Raw genomic sequence first — 19,859 nt, 5'->3', positions numbered from 1 at the left:
CGGTAACCTCTGGCGGTCCATCTCGAGACGCCGGAGGAACCACATGCGGCCGTGGCCGGGCCACGCCTACCCCCTGGGTGCCACCTATGACGGGTCCGGCACCAACTTCGCGATCTTCTCCGAGGTCGCGGAGAAGGTAGAGCTATGCCTTTTCAGCGCGCGGGGCAAGGAGACGCGCGTCCCGCTGAGCGAGGTCGACGGCTTCGTCCATCACGGATACCTGCCCAACGTCGAGCCGGGCCAGCGCTACGGCTACCGGGTGCACGGGCCCTACGACCCCTCGCAGGGCCTGCGGTGCAACCCGAACAAGCTGCTCATCGACCCGTACACGAAGGCCCTCGACGGCCCGGTGGTGTGGGACGAGGCGGTGTTCGGCTACCCGTTCGGGCAGCCGGAGGGCCGCAACGACGTCGACTCCGCGCCGTTCGTGCCGAAGTCGGTGGTGGTCAACCCGTTCTTCGACTGGGGAACCGATCGCTCCCCGCGCATCCCCTACCACGAGACCGTGATCTACGAGGCGCACGTGCGGGGCCTCACGATCGCCCACCCGGAGATCCCCGAGGAGCTGCGCGGCACCTACACCGGGCTCGCGCACCCGGTGATGATCGAGCACCTCAAGACGCTCGGCGTCACCGCGGTGGAGCTCATGCCGGTGCACGAGTTCCTCAACGACCACCACCTGCAGGAGAAGGGCCTCTCCAACTACTGGGGCTACAACACGATCGCCTACCTGGCCCCGCACCACGCCTACGCGATGAACTCCGGCCGCGCGGGCAACCAGGTGCAGGAGTTCAAGGCGATGGTCCGCGACCTGCACGACGCGGGCATCGAGGTGATCCTCGACGTGGTCTACAACCACACGGCCGAGGGCAACCACATGGGCCCGACGCTCTCGCTGCGCGGCATCGACAACGCCGCCTACTACCGCCTGGTCGAGGACGACCCGCGGTACTACATGGACTACACCGGCACCGGCAACTCGCTGAACGTGCGAAACCCCCACACCCTGCAGCTGATCATGGACTCGCTGCGGTACTGGGTCACGGAGATGCACGTCGACGGGTTCCGCTTCGACCTCGCCTCCACGCTCGCCCGGGAGTTCTACGACGTCGACCGGCTGTCGGTGTTCTTCGACCTCGTGCAGCAGGACCCGGTGATCAGCCAGGTGAAGCTGATCGCGGAGCCGTGGGACGTCGGACCGGGTGGCTACCAGGTCGGCAACTTCCCGCCGCTGTGGACGGAGTGGAACGGCAAGTACCGCGACACGGTCCGCGACTTCTGGCGCGGCGAGCCGGGCACGATCGGCGAGTTCGCGTCGCGGCTCACCGGCAGCTCGGACCTGTACCAGGAGGACGGCCGCCGCCCGTTCGCATCGATCAACTTCGTCACGGCGCACGACGGCTTCACCCTCGCCGACCTGGTCTCGTACAACGACAAGCACAACGAGGCCAACCTCGAAGGCGGGGGCGACGGCGAGAGCCACAACAGGTCGTGGAACTGCGGCGTCGAGGGGCCGACCGACGACGAGGGCGTACTCGCGCTGCGCGCCCGCCAGCAGCGCAACTTCATCACCACGCTCCTGCTGAGCCAGGGCGTGCCGATGCTGCTGCACGGCGACGAGCTGGGCCGCACCCAGCGCGGCAACAACAACGTCTACTGCCAGGACAGCGAGATCTCCTGGGTGGACTGGTCGCTCGCGACCAAGAACGCCCCGCTGGTGAACTTCACGGCCGGTGTGACCGCGCTCCGCCACGCCCACCCGGTCTTCCGGCGCCGCAAGTTCTTCGCCGGGCGCCCCATCGGCCGCCGCCGCCCGGGCGCGCTGGCCGACATCGCCTGGTTCACGCCGGCGGGTGTGGAGATGAGCGAGCAGGACTGGGACTCCGGGTTCGGCAAGTGCGTGACCGTGTTCCTCAACGGTCAGGGCATGGACGAGGTCGACACCCGGGGCGAGCGCGTCAGCGACGACTCGTTCCTGCTGTGCCTCAATGCGCACTACGAGGACATCGACGTCACACTGCCCGGCCCGGAGTACGGCGCGCAGTGGGCGGTGGTGGTCGACACCGCCGCGGGTGAGGTGACCACGCTGTCCACGGCACCGGGCGTGGTGGCCGCCGACCCGCCCACGGTGGCCGGTGGTGGCGTGCACCGGGTGCCGGCTCGCTCGGTCCTGGTCCTGCAGCGCACGGGGACGGCGGGATCGTGACCCGGTCGCACTCCCCCGCCCCCAGCTCGACCTACCGGCTCCAGCTGTCGAAGGACACCACGTTCGACGACGCGGTCGGCCTGGTGCCCTACCTCGACGCGCTCGGCGTGAGCGCGCTGTACGCGTCGCCGCTCCTCGAGTCCGGCGCCGGTTCCAACCACGGCTACGACGTCGTCGACCCCACCCGGGTCTCGGCCGAGCGCGGTGGCGAGGAGGGACGCAAGGCGCTGGTCGCGGCGGTGCGCGAGCACGGCATGGCGTTCGTGCTCGACATCGTGCCCAACCACGTCGGCGTCGACATCCCGCAGGCCAACCCCTGGTGGTGGGACGTGCTCGCGCACGGGAGGGCGTCGGAGCACGCGGCCACGTTCGACATCGACTGGGACGCGGGCCCGATCCTGCTGCCCGTGCTGGACGCCGACGAGGAGAAGGCGCTCTCCGAGCTCGCCCTCTCCGACGACCGCACGCAGCTGCGCTACTACGAGCGGGCCTTCCCCGTGGCTCCCGGCACCGGCGACGCCGGCACCGCCCAGGAGGTGCACGAACGCCAGCACTACCGCCTCGTGTCCTGGAAGCGCGGCGCGGCGGAGCTGACCTACCGCCGGTTCTTCGACGTGTCCACGCTCGCCGCCTTGCGCGTCGAGCTGCCGGAGATCTTCGAGAAGACCCACCGCGAGATCCTGCGCTGGGTCGACGCGGGCGAGGTCGACGGTCTCCGCATCGACCACCCCGACGGGCTGTCCGACCCGGGCGCCTACATGCGGCGCCTGCGGGCCGCGATCGGCCCGGACCGCTGGCTGCTGGTGGAGAAGATCCTCGGCGTCGGCGAGGAGCTGCCTGCCTCGTGGCCGGTGAACGGCACGTCCGGCTACGAGGCGCTGCGAGAGATCGGGGGCGTGTTCGTCGACCCCGACGGCGCGGGCGTGCTCACCCAGCTCGCGGCGGAGCACACGGGCCGCAAGGAGTCGGCGCACGCCGCGGAGCACTCCGCCCGCCGGGAGGTCGCGGACACGATCCTGGCGGCCGAGGTGCGCCGCATCGCGGCGCTCGTCCCGGTGCCGGAAGCCGCGCCGAGCACCGAGGAGGAGCCGGGTGCGGCCGCCGACCGCGTGCGGACGGCGGTCGCGGAGCTGCTCTGCGGCTACCCGGTCTACCGCAGCTACCTCCCGGAAGGGCGCGAGGCGCTCGAAACGGCCGTCGCCGTGGCGCGCACCCACCGGCCCGACCTCGCCGACGTGCTGGTCGCCATCCGCGACGCGATGCTCGCCGACCCGACCGGCCTGCTCGCCACCCGCGTGCAGCAGACGTCCGGGATGGTGATGGCCAAGGGCGTCGAGGACACCGCCTTCTACCGGTGGAACCGGTTCGTCGCGCTCAACGAGGTGGGTGGCGACCCGTCCCGCTTCGGGGTGCCCCCGCAGGAGTTCCACCGGGCCATGGCCGCGCGGGAGGCGTCATGGCCGGCGACCATGACCACGCTGTCGACGCACGACGCCAAGCGCTCCGAGGACGTCCGCGCCCGCCTCGCCGTCATCGCCGAGATCCCCGGCGAGTGGGCGCGGCTGATGCGCCGGTGGGCGGCCGCGCACCCGCTGCCCGACCGGTCGCTCGAGCTGCTGGCCTGGCAGAACCTCGTGGGCGCGTGGCCCATCCCGGCCGAGCGGATGTCCGGCTACCTGACGAAGGCGGCCAAGGAGGCCAAGCTCGTCACGAGCCACGTCGATCCAGTACCGGAGGTCGACGAGGCCATCGCGGCGTGGCCGGCCGAGGTTCTCGCCGACGGCGAGCTGGTGGCCGAGATCGAGGAGCTCGTCTCCCGCATCGCGGGGCCGGGCTGGTCGAACTCGCTCGGGCAGAAGCTGCTGCAGATCGCCGGACCGGGCGTGCCCGACGTCTACCAGGGCACCGAGCTCTTCGAGTACTCCCTCGTCGACCCGGACAACCGCAGGCCGGTCGACTGGGAGGCCCGCCGCGAGCTGCTCGCCAGGCTCGACGACGGCTGGCTGCCCGACGTCGACGCCGACGGCGCCGCGAAGCTGCTCGTCACGGCGAGCGCGCTGCGGCTGCGCCGCTACCGGCCCGAGGTGTTCACCGGCTACCGGCCGCTGCCCGCGGAGGGCCCGGCGGCCCGGCACGCCGTGGCGTTCGCGCGCTCGGCCTCGCTCGTGGCGGTGGCGACGCGGCTGCCGGTCGGCCTCGCGGAGCGCGGGGGCTGGGGCGACACCGTGCTCCCGCTGCCCGAGGGCACGACCGACTGGCACGACGTCATCACCGACACCCCGGTCGACGGTGCCACCCCGAAGCTGGCCGACGTGCTGGGCCGCTACCCGGTGGCGCTCCTGGTCCGCCCGGCATAGCTCCGCCGCTCCGATCTCTGTGCCGGCACATCGACTGCAGTCGGTGTGCCGGCACAGCTGTCGGTGTGCGTCAGACGGGGACGCTCGCCCGCTCCAGCACCTGCATGAACGCGCGCGACCACTCGGGCAGGTCCGGCCAGCCACGGCAGGACACCATCGCGCCGTCGACGACGTCCGGCCCGTCGACGAAGGTGGCGCCCGCCTGCTCCATGTCGGCCTTCAGCGGCGGGAACGCCGCCGTGGTGCGCCCGCGCAGGAGCCCGAGCGCGGCCGGCACCTGCGCGCCGTGGCAGATCGTGCCGACCGGGAGCCCGCGGTCGAAGAAGTAGGTGACGATGCGGGCGACGTCCGGGTCGGTGCGGATGTACTCGGGGGCCCGCCCGCCCGGGATGACGAGCGCGTCGTAGTCCTCCGGGTTCACGTCGCCGAAGGCCACGTCCACGGGCAGCTGGTGGCCCGGCTTCTCGGTGTAGGCGTCGCAGTCGGGCTCGAAGTCGTGGACCACGAGCTTCACCGCGCGGGTGGTGCGCGCGGCGACGACCGCGTCGTGGCCGCCCTCGCGCAGGCGGAACACCGGGTACATCGAGTCGAGTTCCTCAGCGGCGTCGCCGGTCAGTACCAGCACCCGTGCCATGTTCGCTCCCTTCCCCTCCTGGGACGAAGCCCACTGTATGGAGCAGGTGGCCGCGCGCACAGCCCCGTTCTCCGGCGGGCGGCACGCCCCCGCGACGATCCGTCGACGACGATGCGCGGGTCACACCACCCACAGCGGGCGGGCCGGGACGGCGCCAGGCAGGATCGGGCGTCGTGACCGATTTCGCCGTGTGGGCGCCGCAGCGCCAACGCGTCCGGGTGCTGGTGGACGGCACCGCGCACGAGATGTCCCCCGACGCCGCAGGCTGGTGGCAGGCCGCGGTCGACGACGCCGCGCCCGGCACCGCCTACGCCTTCCTGCTCGACGACGACGAGGAGCCGCTACCGGACCCGCGCTCGCGCTGGCAACCCACGGGCGTGCACGGCGCGTCCCGGGTGTACGACGACAACGCCTTCTTCTGGACCGACCGGGCCTGGACCGGCCGCCAGCTGCCCGGCAGCGTCCTCTACGAGCTGCACATCGGCACGTTCACCCCCGAGGGCACGTTCGACGCGGCGATCGAGCGCCTCGACCACCTCGTCGGCCTCGGGATCGACATGGTGGAGGTGCTGCCGGTCAACGCGGTCGACGGGCCGCGCAACTGGGGCTACGACGGCGTCGGCTGGTACGCCGTCACGGAGAACTACGGCGGGCCGGACGCCTTCAAGCGGTTCGTCGACGCCTGCCACGCCCGCGGGCTCGGCGTGGTGCTCGACGTCGTCTACAACCACCTCGGCCCGTCGGGCGCCTACCTGGACCGCTTCGGCCCGTACTTCGCAGGCAGCAACATCTGGGGCCCGTCGCTCAACCTGGACGGGGCCCACTCCGACGAGGTGCGCCGGTACGCGATCGACAACGCGCTCATGTGGTTGCGCGACTTCCACGTCGACGCCCTGCGGCTCGACGCCGTGCACGCGCTGCGCGACAGCCGCGCCACCCACGTGCTGGAGCAGATGGCGGTCGAGGTGGAGGCGCTGTCCGCGCACGTCGGCCGGCCGCTGTCGCTGATCGCCGAGTCCGACCTCAACGACGCCAGGTTGGTCACGGCGCGCGAGGGCGGCGGGTACGGGCTGCACGCGCAGTGGTGCGACGACATCCACCACAGCCTGCACGCCGTGCTGACCGGGGAGTCCCAGGGCTACTACGCCGACTTCGCGAACGCGGGCATCACCGGCCTCGCCCACGTGTTCACCCGCGCGTTCTTCCACGAGGGCACGTGGTCGAGCTTCCGGCAGCGGAACCACGGCGGACCGGTGGACACCCGCCGCATCCCGGGCCACCGCTTCCTCGCCTACCTGCAGAACCACGACCAGATCGGCAACCGCGCCACCGGCGACCGGCTCAGCCAGACCCTCTCCCCCGGCCTGCTGGCGTGCGGCGCAGCGCTCGTGTTCTGCTCCCCGTTCACGCCGATGCTGTTCATGGGCGAGGAGTGGGGAGCCCGCACCCCATGGCAGTTCTTCTCCTACTTCCCGGACGAGTCGCTGCGCGACGCCGTGCGCGAGGGCAGGCGGCGGGAGTTCGCCGAGCACGGCTGGGGCGAGGCCGAGGTCCCCGACCCGAACGCGGAGAGCACGTTCGAGGACTCGAAGCTCGACTGGGACGAGCCCGCGCAGGAGCCGCACGCCACGCTGCTGCGCCTGCACCAGGAGCTGATCACGCTGCGCAAGGCGTGGCCGGAGCTGTCGGACCCGTGGCTGGACGACGTCGCGGTCGGGGGCGACGACACCGCCCGCACCGTGGTGTTGCACCGCGGCACGCTGCGGCTGGCCTGCAACCTCGCCCCGAACCCCGTCACCCTGGACCTGGAGGCACCGATCGAGCGGATCCTGCTGGCGTCGGAGCCGGTGAAGGGCGACGGGACGGCGATCACGCTCCCGCCGGAGTCGTTCGCGGTGGCGAAGCTGGCCTGACCCGGGTCCCGCGCGGAACACAGGTGACCCACCCGGCTCACGCCGTTAACGTTCCAGCGTGCCCTCCGTCGAGACCCTGCTGGCGTTCACGCTCGCCGGCGTCATCCTGGTGATCATCCCGGGCCCCAGCGTGCTCTTCATCGTCGGTCGCGCGCTGGCGCACGGCAGGCGGGCCGCCCTCGCCAGCGTCGCGGGCAACACCGTCGGCGCGTCGCTCGTGGTGGTCATCGTCGCGCTCGGCTTCGGCGTGATCGCCGCGCAGTCGGTGGCGATCTTCACCGCGCTCAAGCTGATCGGCGCGGCGTACCTCGTCTACCTCGGCGTGCAGACCATCCGCAAGCGCGATGACCTCGTCGTCCGGCTCGGCGAGCCCGTCGGGCCCGCCGACCACCGGATGTTCCTGCAGGGCGTGATCGTCGGGGTCACCAACCCCAAGGTCCTGGTGTTCTTCGCCGCCGTGCTGCCGCAGTTCGTCGACACCGCGGTGGGCAGCCCGACCACCCAGATGCTGGTGCTCGGGCTGCTCTTCGCGATCATCGCCGCCGGCCTCGACAGCGTGTGGGGCCTCGCGGCCGGCACCGCGCGGGGCTGGCTCGCCACCTCACCCGAGCGCCTCCGCTGGATGGGCGGGATCGGTGGCACGTCCCTGATCGTGATGGGTGCGGGCCTGGCCCTGACGGGCCGCAAGGACTGACCGCACCCGGAGCGCGACTCGCGCGCATCCAGCACGCGACTCGCGGAACAGGGGGGTCCCCCATTCCGCGAGTCGCGCTGTGGGTGCCCGCGAGTCGCGCTGTGGGTGTGCGCGAGTCGCGCTGTGGGTGCGCGGGTGTCGCGCCCGTCAGGGGTGCGCGCGCAGGGCGTTGATGAACCACTCGAACGGCTCGATCTGCGACGGGGCGCGTCCCCAGCCGTTGAGGATGCCGAGCAGGTCCCAGTAGCGCGCCACCCGGCGGTCGGTGAAGGTGTCGATCGTGTCCGCCAGCTGGTCGCGGGCGGCCGCATCCATGCCCGGCTCGATGAGCCGGGCGAGTACGGCCTGGCCCTCCGGCGAGTCGGGCGCGGTGCCGGCGGCCACTGCGGCACCGGCGTGCTCGACGATCGGCCCCGGGTCGAACGGCGGCTGGTCGCCGCGGGCCTCCGAGCCGGCGACGGCCATCTCCCGGGCCCGAGCCCGGAACGCCGGGTCGGAGACGAGCTCGGCGAGCTCCACCCACGCCTCCACCTGCTCGGTGGTCGGCTCGTCGGGTAGTTCGGTCGGGAGCATCCGCATGCTGTTCGCGATTCCGGCGCCAGGGGCGTCGGGGTCTGTGCCGGCGAACGTGGCGTCGACGAACTCGTCGATCATCTGCTGGCGCTCGGCGGCGGAGAGCCGGGCGAGGTCGTTCATGAGTGCTGCCTTCCGTGGGGAGGGAGCGCCCCGCGCGAGCAACGTGCACACGGCACGCTGCGTCCGCAGGACGCGGATTTGGTGGTCGATGGCCCGCACGTGGGCGGCCGCCACGTCCTCGACGCTGCGCCTGCGCTCGAGCACGAGCCGGATGTCGTCCAGGCCCATGCCGAGCTCGCGCAACGTGCGGACGAGGTCGAGCCGCGCCACCGCCCGGCCGTCGTACCGGCGGTAGTTGCCGGCCGACCGGTCCGTCTCGGGCAGCACGCCCTCGTCGGACCAGAACCGGATGGTGCGGACCGGCACGCCCGTGCGGCGGGCGAGCTGCCCGATCGTCAGCAGGGGTTTCTCGGCCATGAACCGATCCTCGAGTCTCCAGCGGATGGAAGGTCAAGGCCGATTCTGCGCCCGTGCCAGACTGGCTCGTGTGGGTGACGGCATGGCGACGCTCGAACGCACCGTCTCCCTGCTGATCGAGCAGCGGTCGGCCGTGCTGCTCGCCGCGGCGCTCGCGCTCGTCGCCGTGATGTGGACGGCGGCGTGGCGCTGGACGCGCACGGTCGTGACCATCGCGCACGAGGGCGGGCACGCGCTCGTGGCGGTGCTCGCGGGGCGCGGTCTGACCGGGATCCGGCTGCACGCCGACACGTCCGGGCTCACCGTCTCCACCGGCGCCCGCCGCGGCCCGGGACTGGTGTTCACGTTCCTCGGCGGCTACCCGGCGCCGTCGGTGCTCGGGATCGGGGGCGCGCTCCTGGTGGCGGCCGACCAGGCCGCGCTGATGCTGTGGATCGCGATCGCCCTGCTCGTGGCCACGCTGGCGCACGTCCGCAACGCCTTCGGCGTGTTCGCCGTTCTGGTCACCGGGGCGCTGGTCGGGGCCGTCGCGTGGTGGGGTCAGCCCCGGCTGCAGGACGCGTTCGCTGCCGCCCTGTGCTGGTTCCTGTTGTTCGGCGGCATGCGCGCCGTGCACGAGCTGCGGCGTACCAGGCGGCGCGGCGCGTCGGACGCCGACATGCTCGGCTCGCTGACCTGGGTGCCCCGGGGAATGTGGGTGCTGCTGTTCTGGTTGCTCGCGACGGCGGCCGTGATCGTCGCGGCCGGGATCCTGCTCTTCAGGTGAGGGAGATATGAGCGACTGGAACGAGAAGATCATCGAGGAGTTCCGCGCGAACGGAGGCCGCGTGGGCGGCATGTTCGAGGGCGCGCCGATGATCCTGATCCACCACGTCGGCGCGAAGTCCGGCGTCGAGCGCGTCACGCCGCTGGTCCACTTCCCGGAGGACGACGACCACACCGTGATCGTGGCATCCGCGGGCGGCGCACCGAACCACCCGGCCTGGTACCACAACCTCAAGGCCAACCCGAAGATCGACGTCGAGGTCGGCACCGAGCAGTACACCGTCGTCGCCGAGGAGCTCCCCCGGGCCGAGCGCGACGAGATCTGGAAGCGCGTGGTGGCCGAGAAGCCCGGCTTCGCCGACTACGAGCGCAAGACCGACCGCCTCATCCCGCTGCTGCGGCTCACCCGCGTGTCCTGACCACCCGCGTCATCCCGCTGCTGCGGCTCACCCGGTGCCCTGAGGCAGGATCGGCGCATGCCGATCACCTTGGACCAGGCCCAGACCATCGTGCGCGCCGCCCTGGAGCACGGCACGGAGCAGGGCTTCCAGCCGCTGACGGTCGCCGTGCTTGACCCGGGCGGCGCGCTCGTCGCGCTCGCCCGCCAGGACGGCTCCGGCTACCTGCGCCCCGACCTCGCCACCGCGAAGGCCTGGGGAATCCTGGGCATGGGCATGACCAACCGCGCGCTCGCCGCCCGGGCCGAGGCGGCGCCGGACCTCTACACGACGCTCGTCGCACTTTCCGGCGGCAAGGTCGCCTCGGTGCCCGGCGGTGTGTTCGTCCGCGACGCCGACGGGCAGCTGCTGGGCGCGGTCGGCATCAGCGGCGACACGTCGCTGAACGACGAGGCCGCTGCGCTCGCCGGGATCGAGGCGGCCGGCCTCGTCGCGGAGACGGGGGCAGAGGCCTGAGCTGCGGACTGAATCGAAAACGAACCTTCACCTGATCGTTCCAGTTGCCACGCTAGACTCATTCGTGTGAGCCGACGTACCAAGATCGTCTGCACTATCGGTCCCGCCACCGCGTCGCCGGACCGGATCCGCGAGCTCGTGCAGGCGGGGATGGACGTCGCCCGCCTGAACTTCAGCCACGGCAACCGCGAGGACCACAAGCGGGTCTACGACATGGTCCGCGCAGCGGCCGATGCCGAGGGCAAGGCCGTGGGCATCATGGGCGACCTGCAGGGCCCCAAGATCCGGCTCGGCCGCTTCGCCAGCGGACCCGTCGAGTGGCACACCGGCGAGGAGGTGCGGATCACGGTCGAGGACGTCACCGGCACCCACGACCGGGTCTCCACCACCTACTCCGGCCTCGCGACCGACGCCCGCCCGGAGGACCGGCTGCTCGTCGACGACGGCAAGGTCGCCCTCCGGGTGGTGAAGGTCGAGGGCGACGACGTCGTCTGCCGCGTCACCGAGGGCGGACCGGTCAGCGACAACAAGGGCATCTCGCTGCCCGGGATGAACGTCTCGGTGCCCGCCCTGTCCGACAAGGACTGCGCCGACCTCGAGTTCGCGCTGGACCTGCGCGTCGACACGATCGCCTTGTCGTTCGTGCGCAGCCCGGCCGACATCGACCTGGCCCACAAGATCATGGACAGCAAGGGCGTCCGCCTGCCCGTGATGGCCAAGCTGGAGAAGCCGGAGGCCGTCGACAACCTCGAGGCCATCGTCCTGGCCTTCGACTCCGTCATGGTCGCCCGCGGCGACCTGGGCGTGGAGCTCCCGCTCGAGCACGTGCCGCTGGTGCAGAAGCGCGCCATCCAGATCGCGCGCGAGAACGCCAAGCCGGTCGTCGTCGCCACGCAGATGCTCGAGTCGATGATCACCAACTCGCGCCCCACCCGCGCGGAGGCGTCCGACGTCGCCAACGCGGTGCTCGACGGCGCCGACTGCGTGATGCTCTCCGGCGAGACCAGCGTGGGCCGGTACCCGATCAAGTCCGTCCAGACGATGGCCCAGATCATCGAGGCCGTCGAGGACGGGCCGGTCAACGTGCCGCCGCTCAACCACGTGCCGCGCACCAAGCGGGGCGTCATCTCCTACGCGGCCCGCGACATCGGCGAGCGCCTCTCCGCCCGCGCGCTGGTGGCGTTCACACAGTCCGGCGACACGGTCCGCCGCCTCGCCCGCCTGCACACGCGGCTGCCGCTCCTCGCGTTCACCCCGGAGCCCGCCGTGCGCAGCCAGCTCGCGATGAGCTGGGGCGTGGAGACGTTCCTCGTGCCGTCGGTCGACTCCACCGACGCCATGGTCCGCCAGGTCGACCAGGCGATGCTGTCGATCGAGCGGTTCCAGCCCGGCGACCTGGTCGTGATCGTGGCCGGCTCCCCGCCCGGCACCGTCGGCTCCACCAACCTCATCCGGGTCCACCGCCTGGGCGAGGAGGACCACGCCTGAGGGCGAGGTGCTCAGCCGCGCAGCAGCACCGGTAGCTCGACGAGGCGGCTGCCCTGCATCCCGCGGTCGACCCGGCGCAGCTCCGCGTACGGCACGGTGAGGCGCGCGTCGGGGAAGTCGGCCGCCAGCACGTCGGCAACGGCGCGCAGCTCCAGCAGGGCGACCTGGGCACCGATGCAGTAGTGCGGGCCGGCGCCGAACGTCAGGTCGGCGCCCTCGCCCGCCGAGTTGATCCCGGCGATGTCGACGAGAACCGGCGCCCGTTCCGGTAGGCGCACGCCCGCCAGCTCGACCTCGGTGCGGGTGAACCGCCACAGCGTGAAGGGCGCGGGCGGGTGCCGGCGCAGGACCTCGCGCACCAGGTCGTCCGACGGGTCGCCCAGTGCCCGCGCGACGAGGAACCCGAGTGCGGCGTCCGTGGTGATCTGGCTGGCGAAGATCAGCCCGAACAGCAGGTAGTGCAGCTCCTGCGCGGTGGTGCCATCCGGTACGCGGTCGCGTAGCTCCGCAGCCATGCCGCCGCCCTCGAGCGCGGCAGCCGCGAGATCGGCGAACGCCGCCATCACCGCCGCGAACTCGGCAGGCCCGTAGGTGCTCATCCGCGCACAGGCCGCGACCGCCTTGTCGACCCGGTCGGCCGGCACGCCGAGCAGCTCGCAGATCACGGTCAGCGGGAACCGCGTGGTGAAGTCCGCCATCAGGTCGACCGGGCCGTCCACGGCGGCCGCCCCGAGCTGCTCGCGCGCGATCGCAGCGATCCGATCGGCGTACGCCTGCACCCGCCGAGCCGTGAGTAGCGGGGCGTGCGCCTTGCGCAGCGCAGCATGCGGCGGCCCATCGAGCGTGGTCAGCGACATCTGCTCGCCCGCCGTCGGCTCGAGACCCGCCGCCCACCGGTCCCACGACGGCGGGGCGTAGGCGGTGTCCTTCACCAGGCGCTCGTCGGTGAGCACCCGGCGGGCGAGCGAATCGTCGGTGACGATCCAGACCGGGCCGCCGGCAGGAGCCTCCGCACGCACGATCGGCCCGCACGTGCGCAGTGCGGCAGCGGTGCCCGGCTCCTCGATCCGACGGACGGCGGTGGCGAACGGATCAGTCACTTCGGCTCCCAGGTAGCTAGGCTGCCTAGCGACAGTAGCATGATGCGGTGTCAGACGAGATCGAGTCCAGGGAGCGCACCCGTTGGGCGGCCGCCGAGCCGACCTGGGCGCTCTGGGAGGTGATGCGCGGAGCCACCGACGCCGGGTACGTCCTGGCCGAGCGGCTGGGCCTGCCCTACAACGACGTACGCGCGCTGGGCGTCCTGACCGAGTCCGAGGAGCCGCTCGGCCCCGTCGAGCTGGGACACCGCCTCGGGATCCGCTCCGCATCGGCCACCGAGCTCGTCGACCGGCTCGAGGGCACCGGGCACGTCCGCCGCGTCCGGCACCCGCGCGACCGCAGGCGCGTGATCCTCGAGGTGACCGACACCGGCTGGCACGCCGTCATGGCGGAGCTGGGCCCGCTGCTCGCCCGGTTCGACCGGGTGGCTAACGAGCTCGGCCCGGAGGGCAGCGCCGCCGTCGTGCGGTACCTGCGGGCGATCGCAGAGGAGCAGCGCACGTACGCGGCGAGGGGGACGACGCCTGACGGATCGGCGCCGGATGCGTGATCCAGAGCGCCGTCGCGAGGGTGCCGAAGGGATCCCGGACCACGCGCCGAGCCTGCCCTGAGAGGATGCGACGGTGACGCGTTCGCCCGCCGTTCCCGATACCGACGCCGACGGCGTGCCGCGCGGCCAGGCCGTGCTCGACCGGCTCGTCCAGCTCCTCGACCTGGAGCAGTTGGAGGTCAACCTGTTCCGCGGGGTGAGCCCGCCCGAGAGCCCCACCCGGGTCTTCGGTGGCCAGGTGGCCGGCCAGGCCCTCGTCGCCGCGGTACGCACCGTGCCGGACGACCGCGCCGTGCACTCCCTGCACGCCTACTTCATGCGCCCCGGCGACCCCCGGGTGCCGATCATCTACGAGACCGAACGCGTTCGCGACGGCCGGTCCTTCACCACCCGCCGCGTCCTCGCGATCCAGCACGGCGAGGCGATCTTCGCCCTGTCCGCTTCCTTCCAGCTGGCGGAGGACGGCCTGGAGCACAGCGAGCCTGCGCCGTCCGACGTGCCGGCCCCCGACAGCCTCCTCACCGTCGGCGAACGGGTCGTCCGCGGCGACGACGCCGGCTGGCTCGCCCGCACCCCCCGCCCCATCGACATGCGGTTCGTGGACGAACCGGCGTGGTCGACGGCCCGCGACGGCGGCACCGATGCGCCCGTCCGGGTGTGGATGCGCGCCGACGGCACCCTCCCCGACGACCCCCTGCTGCACGTCTGCCTGCTCACGTACGCGAGCGACATGACCCTGCTCGGCTCGGTCGTCGCCCGCCACGACGTGCCCGGCGACCGGCTGCAGATGGCGAGCCTCGACCACGCCATGTGGTTCCACCGCCCCTTCCGGGCCGACGAGTGGCTGCTGTACTCCTGCTACTCCCCCAGCGCATCCGGCTCCCGCGGGCTCGCGACCGGTCGGTTCACCACCCTGGACGGCCGCCTGGTCGCCACCACGGTCCAGGAAGGCCTGGTCCGGCTGCGCCGGAGCTGATCGGGAGCCGCGGTGATCATCGCGATCTCGGCCGGACGTACCGCCAGAGGGTGATCAGGCCGCTACGGTGCACCTGTGAGCGGGGCGCGGGGTGCAGTGGTGGTCCTCGTCCTCCTGCTCCTCGCCGGCTGCACGACGATCGGTGGGCAGGCGGAGCCCGCGGCGCCCTCCAGCTCTGCTCCGGCCCGGCCGCGCGAAGTGCGGATCGATGGGGTGGATCCCTGCTCTCTGCTCACCGAGGAACAGCGGGCGGAGCTGGGGTTGGATGGGGAGCCAAGGTTCGACGACAGCCCATCTCTTCTGTTTCCCGGCAATGCCCGATGTGTGTGACGAGCAGCTTCGGTCCGCGGGCAATCGTCGTGTCGGTCGGGCTTGTCACGACTGCGGGGATCGAGTTCATCTCAACCGGGCAGCTGGCTGCGGACCTCGAGCAGAGCGTCATAGCGGGGTTCCCTGCGACCGTGACTCGCCCGAAGCAGGACGCGCAGTTCTGCAACGTCTTCGTCGACGTGGCATCCGGACAGCTTCTGGATGTCCAGGCGTTGGACGGCGGCAGTCGCCCGCCGATCGCGGAAGAGCAGCTCTGCCAGGATGCGGAGCGCGCTGCAACAGGTGTGATGGAGACCCTCCTCTCCTCCCGATGAGCCGGCCCGCGATGTTCACGATCGCAAACGATTCCTATCGAATCTCCGAATCAGGAGTAGAAGCGTCGTAGCGTCGCGTCGGGAACAGGCCTAGGAAGAGGAGTCCAAATGGCCGGTCCGCAGCCACAGCTCACTCTCTGCACGTCCAACCTCACGCTCTGCCCGCCGCTCGAGCGGCCGTGGAGGAGGCCCTCGCGGAGCTCGGTACCCAGCTGGCGCTGCTCTCGAGGGGCGCATACATCCGAGATGCCTGGATGGGCGACAAGGTCAGCAACGACACTCAGGTGTTCTACAACGCGGCGGTGATGGACTCCCCGAACGGGCCGTTGGCCGCGCTCATCGCCTATCGAGCTGAACTGGGCAGGATCCAGGAGAGCCTCCAGGCGATGGAGGAGCAGTACGTCCAGGGCGAAGGCACGATCGCCGGAAGCTACAGGCCCCTGGCATGACGGACGTCCGTTGGGAAGGCCTCGCCCACGACGAGATCTACGCTGCGGTGCACAAGGGTCCTGGCTCGGCGGCCTCCAACCTGGCCGAGGACGCCTGGAGGAAGACGGAGGCGATGATCCTGCAGATCGACCAGCGCATCGCGGCGGCGATGGTGCGGTCGCAGGAAGCGTGGGAGGGCAGCGCGGCCGACACAACGCGATCCGCGATGACCCCGCTCGGTCAATGGGCACTCGATGCCGCGAGAAGTGCGAAGCTCACCGCCGGAGCTGTGACAGGGCAGGGCTTGTTCGCGCAGCACGTCCGCGACAACATGCCGGAACCGCTCACGGACAAGCGGAACGCAATGATCGGGGACGCCCTGAATGACCCCACCTTCATCTTTCACGGCCTCGACGACCTGCAGGCGGTGGAGCAGGACGCAGCCAACCGGGCCGCACGTGCCGTCGAGTTGATGAACGGCTACACGGACAACTCCAACGGGAACCGGCAGTTCTGGGTTGCGGCGCGGTTCCCACCGCAGGTCACAATCGTGGTAGCCGGCGCACCAGCGGGACCAGCCGGCGCAGGGGTCGAAGCCATCGCCGGCGGCCCTGCGCCGACGCCACCCGCAGAGGTCGCACCACCAGCCCCGGGTACCGGCGCCCCGGTCCCGCCGGGCGGCCCGCCGCCCGCTGTCGCCCCACCCGGCCAACCCACCGGCGCGCCGCCAGCGGCACCGGGCGTCCCCCCGGCGGGACCTCCGGGCGCTCAGGCGCCCCCAGTGCCGATCCCACCGGCTGTCGTCCCGCCGGCTCCCGGGCAGCAGCCCGGCGGGTTCCCGCCGGGAGGCGGCCCCGCTGCCGCGCCGGCCGTCCCCACCGGTCCTGCCGGACCGGGGTTGCCGCCGGGGCCCGGCGGTACGCCGCCGGCCGCCGTTCCCCCGGTCGTGCCCGGAGCAGGTCCGGCGCGCCCGGAGGCGGGCCCCTTCCCGGTCATTCCGAGCCTGCCGCGCCCCGCGCCATTGCCGAGTTGGCGCGATGTCATCCCCGCCGGCCAGGCCGCGCCCGGCACCCGGTTCCCCGGCGGTCCGCCGGACCGGGGCCAGGTCCTGCCACCCGGCCCTCCCACCACATCGGAACCGCCGGCCACGCGGGCCGCCACCGAGCCGACCGCGCGGGCCGCCGCTGCGGGGCCTCCCGCCGGCACTCGAGCAACCGGCCCGGGCGGCATGGGCGGCATGTATCCGCCGCTCGCTCCCGGGCTCGGAAGCGGTTCGGAGCGGGAACGCCGCCGCCCCGACTACCTCCTCGACGACTCGGACGCCTTCGCCGACGACCGCTGGTTCCCCCCGGCGGTCATCACCCCCGACGACGCCCCGCCGATCCGAGGAGCCGCCAGAGCATGAGAAGCACATCCGGGGGGCGCCAACAGCATTGACGTGCGATCCCGATCGATCGTCGGCTTCTTCCGCGAGCACCCGTGACGCAGGATGGGGGCATGAGCGAGCAGGACCGCAGCTGGGGCTTCCGCACCCGCGCCGTGCACGCGGGGCACGTCCCCGACATCGCGACCGGCGCCCGCGCGGTGCCGATCTACCAGTCCACGAGCTTCGTCTTCGAGGACACCACCGACGCGGCCAGCCTGTTCGCGCTGCAGAAGTACGGGCTCATCTACAGCCGGATCGCGAACCCGACGGTCGCGGCACTGGAGGAACGTCTGGCGAGCCTCGACGGCGGGCTGGGCGCCGTCGCCACGGCGAGCGGGCAGGCCGCGGAGTTCCTCACGTTCGCCTGCCTCGCCGGCGCCGGTGATCACATCGTCGCGGGTGCGGGACTGTACGGCGGCACGATCACGCAGCTCGACGTCACGCTGCGCCGGTTCGGCGTCGACACCACCTTCGTCGCGGGCGGTGAGCCGGAGGCGTTCGCCACGGCGATCACCGACCGCACGAAGCTGCTGTTCGCCGAGGTCATCTCGAACCCGGGCGGCCAGATCGCCGACATCGCAGGCCTCGCGGACGTCGCCCACGCCGCGGGCATCCCGCTGATCGTCGACGCCACGCTCGCCACCCCGTACCTGTGCCGGCCGATCGAGCACGGCGCGGACATCGTGATCCACTCCGCCACCAAGTTCCTCGGTGGGCACGGCACCACGCTGGGCGGGGTCGTGATCGAGTCCGGCCGCTTCCCGTGGGGCAACGGGAGGTTCCCGCAGATGACGGAGCCGGTGCCGTCCTACGGCGGGCTCACCTGGTGGGGCAACTTCCAGGAGTTCGGGTTCCTCACCAAGCTGCGCGCCGAGCAGCTGCGCGACGTCGGCGCCTCGCTGTCGCCGCACAGCGCTTTCCTGCTGATCCAGGGCGTGGAGACGCTGCCGCAGCGGATGGAGGCCCACGTGGCGAACGCGCGGGTGGTGGCGGAGTGGCTGCACGCCGACCCGCGTGTGTCGTACGTCCGCTGGGCAGGGCTGCCCGACCACCCCCACCACGACCGCGCGGCGCGCTACCTGCCGCTCGGGCCGGGCGCCGTGTTCTCGTTCGGGGTGGTCGGCGGGCGGGAGGCGGGGACGCGGTTCATCGAGTCCGTGCAGCTGTGCAGCCACCTCGCCAATGTCGGCGACGCGCGGACGCTCGTGATCCACCCCGGCTCCACCACCCACCAGCAGCTCACCGACGACCAGCTCCGCGATGCGGGCGTGCCGCCGGACCTGGTACGGATCAGCGTGGGTCTGGAGGACCCGGAGGACATCCTGTGGGACCTCGACCAGGCGCTCGCCGCCGCGGCGAAGGAGTGATCATGAGCTGGGAGAACCCGTCGGCCACCCGCCGGCAGCAGATCCTGCGCAACAGCCGCACCGTCGCGATGGTCGGTGCGTCCCCCAACCCGGCGCGCGCGAGCAACTTCGTGGCCACCTACCTGCTCGCCAGCACCGACTACCACGTGTACTTCGTCAACCCGAACGCCACCGAGATCCTCGGGAGGCCGGTCTACAAGAGCCTCGACGCGCTGCCGGTGGTGCCCGACCTCGTCGACGTCTTCCGCCGCCGCGAGGACCTGTCGTCGGTGCTCGACGACGTGCTCGCCGTCGACGGTGTGCAGACGTTCTGGCTGCAATTCGGCCTGTTCGACGAGGACGTCGCGCGCCGCGCGGAAGCCGGCGGGCTCGAGGTCGTGATGGACCGCTGCCTCAAGGTGGAGCACGCCCGCTTCCACGGCGGGCTGCACATCGCCGGGTTCGACACCGGCGTGATCAGCTCACGACGGCGCGCGTCTCGCTGAGGAAGGCGCGGATCGCGGAGGTGAGCGCCGCGGGCTGGTCCTCCGGCACCAGCGTGTAGCTGTCGGGGATCGTCACGAGCCTGCCCTGCGGGTAGAGCGCGGCGAGGCGACGGCCGTGCTCGGCGGGCATCACCCGGTCCTCCTCGGCCCACACGACGAGCACCGGGCCGAGGAACGCGCTGTTCCGCTCGGCCCAGAGGAGCAGCACGTCCCGGGGTGGGATGCCGCGGCCGTACGTGGCGAGGTCGCGCCGGACGCCTGCCTGCTCCCGCGCCGGCCGGAACCACTCGTCCATCACCTCGTCGGGCACCGGGCGCTTGGTCATCCAGCCCCACCCGCCGGGGGCGCGCCGTGCCGCCCGGAAGCGCAGCAGCTGCGCGAAGACCGCGAGGCCACCGGGAATCGCGGCGACCGTGGTGAGCACGCGGCCGGCGAGGCCGGGTGGGTAGTTGTCGAAGGCCTCGCACGCGACGAGCACCATCCGCGCCACCCGCTCGGCGCCGCCGTGGGCGACCAGGACCTGCGCCCCGCCCCAGTCGTTCTGCACGAGCGTGACGTCACGCAGGTCGAGCTTCTCCAGGAACTCGCCGATCAGCGCCGCGTGCCCGGCGAGGGACAGGTCCGCGTCCGGCCGCATGGGGCGGGGGTGCGAGCCGAGCGGCAGGTGCGGGAGCACGCACCGGTACTCGCCGCTCAGCTCGGCGACGACCCGGCGCCACACCGACGGCCCGACCATGACCCCGTGGATGAGCACGAGAACCGGGCCGTCCCCGCCGGTGTCGGTGTACTCGATCGTGCCGGCAGACAGGTCGATCTCCGCCATGACTCCCCCGTGACTTGATAGATCGCTCTACTCA

The 19,859-nt window shown here is 72.1% G+C and carries 20 protein-coding genes; 16 read left to right on the top strand and 4 right to left on the bottom strand.

The features are described from left to right. Positions 1 to 43 precede the first annotated feature (43 nt). Positions 44 to 2,206, top strand: a complete 2,163-nt coding sequence (gene glgX, locus FB388_RS06935; protein WP_142098470.1) for a glycogen debranching protein GlgX — start codon at positions 44 to 46, stop codon at positions 2,204 to 2,206. Further along, positions 2,203 to 4,563, top strand: coding sequence for a malto-oligosyltrehalose synthase (treY, locus tag FB388_RS06930; protein WP_142098467.1), 2,361 nt, complete (start codon positions 2,203 to 2,205; stop codon positions 4,561 to 4,563). Before glgX ends, treY begins: the two co-directional genes overlap by 4 nt. A gap of 70 nt (positions 4,564 to 4,633) precedes the next feature. On the opposite strand, the gene FB388_RS06925 is transcribed toward treY, so the two are convergent. Further along, positions 4,634 to 5,197 carry a DJ-1/PfpI family protein gene (locus tag FB388_RS06925; protein ID WP_142098464.1) on the bottom strand — a complete coding sequence of 188 codons (564 nt, stop codon included), beginning with the start codon at positions 5,195 to 5,197 and terminating at the stop codon, positions 4,634 to 4,636. Positions 5,198 to 5,370: 173 nt separating this feature from the next. On the opposite strand from FB388_RS06925, the gene treZ reads away from it, so the two are divergent. Together treZ and FB388_RS06915 are read left to right on the top strand one after the other, a co-directional pair. Next, entirely contained in the window at positions 5,371 to 7,110 is a 1,740-nt protein-coding gene (gene treZ / locus FB388_RS06920; RefSeq protein WP_142098461.1) for a malto-oligosyltrehalose trehalohydrolase, read from the top strand. Positions 7,111 to 7,168: 58 nt separating this feature from the next. Further along, entirely contained in the window at positions 7,169 to 7,804 is a 636-nt protein-coding gene (locus FB388_RS06915; RefSeq protein ID WP_142098458.1) for a LysE family translocator, read from the top strand. A gap of 147 nt (positions 7,805 to 7,951) precedes the next feature. Here the strand turns inward: FB388_RS06915 and FB388_RS06910 are convergent, their stop codons facing one another. Beyond that, positions 7,952 to 8,857 carry a helix-turn-helix domain-containing protein gene (locus tag FB388_RS06910; protein WP_142098455.1) on the bottom strand — a complete coding sequence of 302 codons (906 nt, stop codon included), beginning with the start codon at positions 8,855 to 8,857 and terminating at the stop codon, positions 7,952 to 7,954. 82 nt (positions 8,858 to 8,939) lie between these two features. On the opposite strand from FB388_RS06910, the gene FB388_RS06905 reads away from it, so the two are divergent. From FB388_RS06905 to pyk, 4 genes are all read left to right on the top strand, one after another. Further along, complete coding sequence (locus tag FB388_RS06905; protein WP_142098452.1) at positions 8,940 to 9,623, top strand: M50 family metallopeptidase; 684 nt, start codon at positions 8,940 to 8,942, stop codon at positions 9,621 to 9,623. Between the two features lie 7 nt (positions 9,624 to 9,630). Continuing rightward, positions 9,631 to 10,041 (top strand): nitroreductase family deazaflavin-dependent oxidoreductase, encoded by a 411-nt coding sequence (locus FB388_RS06900; protein ID WP_142098449.1) that lies wholly within the window; start codon positions 9,631 to 9,633, stop codon positions 10,039 to 10,041. Between the two features lie 57 nt (positions 10,042 to 10,098). Then, entirely contained in the window at positions 10,099 to 10,536 is a 438-nt protein-coding gene (locus FB388_RS06895) for a GlcG/HbpS family heme-binding protein (protein ID WP_142098446.1), read from the top strand. A gap of 66 nt (positions 10,537 to 10,602) precedes the next feature. Continuing rightward, complete coding sequence (gene pyk / locus FB388_RS06890) at positions 10,603 to 12,024, top strand: pyruvate kinase (protein WP_142098443.1); 1,422 nt, start codon at positions 10,603 to 10,605, stop codon at positions 12,022 to 12,024. A gap of 11 nt (positions 12,025 to 12,035) precedes the next feature. Here the strand turns inward: pyk and FB388_RS06885 are convergent, their stop codons facing one another. Then, entirely contained in the window at positions 12,036 to 13,124 is a 1,089-nt protein-coding gene (locus FB388_RS06885) for a cytochrome P450 (protein ID WP_211361802.1), read from the bottom strand. A 47-nt stretch (positions 13,125 to 13,171) separates the two neighbouring features. On the opposite strand from FB388_RS06885, the gene FB388_RS06880 reads away from it, so the two are divergent. The 8 genes from FB388_RS06880 to FB388_RS06845 all read left to right on the top strand — a co-directional run bounded on the left by FB388_RS06880 (position 13,172) and on the right by FB388_RS06845 (position 19,002). Next, positions 13,172 to 13,675 carry a MarR family winged helix-turn-helix transcriptional regulator gene (locus FB388_RS06880; protein ID WP_246121688.1) on the top strand — a complete coding sequence of 168 codons (504 nt, stop codon included), beginning with the start codon at positions 13,172 to 13,174 and terminating at the stop codon, positions 13,673 to 13,675. Between the two features lie 73 nt (positions 13,676 to 13,748). Beyond that, complete coding sequence (locus tag FB388_RS06875) at positions 13,749 to 14,651, top strand: acyl-CoA thioesterase (RefSeq protein ID WP_142098437.1); 903 nt, start codon at positions 13,749 to 13,751, stop codon at positions 14,649 to 14,651. A 75-nt stretch (positions 14,652 to 14,726) separates the two neighbouring features. Then, the gene (locus FB388_RS41170; protein ID WP_142098434.1) at positions 14,727 to 14,981 is read left to right on the top strand and encodes a DUF3558 family protein; all 255 of its coding nucleotides are present in this window, start codon (positions 14,727 to 14,729) and stop codon (positions 14,979 to 14,981) included. After that, the gene (locus FB388_RS06865) at positions 14,978 to 15,295 is read left to right on the top strand and encodes a DUF3558 family protein (RefSeq protein WP_142098431.1); all 318 of its coding nucleotides are present in this window, start codon (positions 14,978 to 14,980) and stop codon (positions 15,293 to 15,295) included. Before FB388_RS41170 ends, FB388_RS06865 begins: the two co-directional genes overlap by 4 nt. 254 nt (positions 15,296 to 15,549) lie before the next feature. Beyond that, entirely contained in the window at positions 15,550 to 15,744 is a 195-nt protein-coding gene (locus FB388_RS06860) for a hypothetical protein (RefSeq protein ID WP_170225507.1), read from the top strand. Then, complete coding sequence (locus FB388_RS06855) at positions 15,741 to 17,129, top strand: PPE domain-containing protein (protein ID WP_142098425.1); 1,389 nt, start codon at positions 15,741 to 15,743, stop codon at positions 17,127 to 17,129. Before FB388_RS06860 ends, FB388_RS06855 begins: the two co-directional genes overlap by 4 nt. A 92-nt stretch (positions 17,130 to 17,221) precedes the next feature. Beyond that, positions 17,222 to 18,517 (top strand): O-acetylhomoserine aminocarboxypropyltransferase/cysteine synthase family protein, encoded by a 1,296-nt coding sequence (locus tag FB388_RS06850; protein ID WP_142098422.1) that lies wholly within the window; start codon positions 17,222 to 17,224, stop codon positions 18,515 to 18,517. A 2-nt stretch (positions 18,518 to 18,519) separates the two neighbouring features. Then, positions 18,520 to 19,002 carry a CoA-binding protein gene (locus tag FB388_RS06845; RefSeq protein ID WP_142098419.1) on the top strand — a complete coding sequence of 161 codons (483 nt, stop codon included), beginning with the start codon at positions 18,520 to 18,522 and terminating at the stop codon, positions 19,000 to 19,002. Here FB388_RS06845 and FB388_RS06840 read toward each other — a convergent pair. Beyond that, entirely contained in the window at positions 18,974 to 19,825 is an 852-nt protein-coding gene (locus tag FB388_RS06840) for an alpha/beta fold hydrolase (protein WP_142098415.1), read from the bottom strand. The genes FB388_RS06845 and FB388_RS06840 overlap by 29 nt on opposite strands. Positions 19,826 to 19,859 lie beyond the last annotated feature (34 nt).

Origin of the sequence: Pseudonocardia cypriaca (genome assembly GCF_006717045.1) — a bacterium.
GTDB classification, from domain to species: Bacteria; Actinomycetota; Actinomycetes; order Mycobacteriales; family Pseudonocardiaceae; genus Pseudonocardia; species Pseudonocardia cypriaca.
This window is presented reverse-complemented; position numbering and strand designations above follow the sequence as displayed.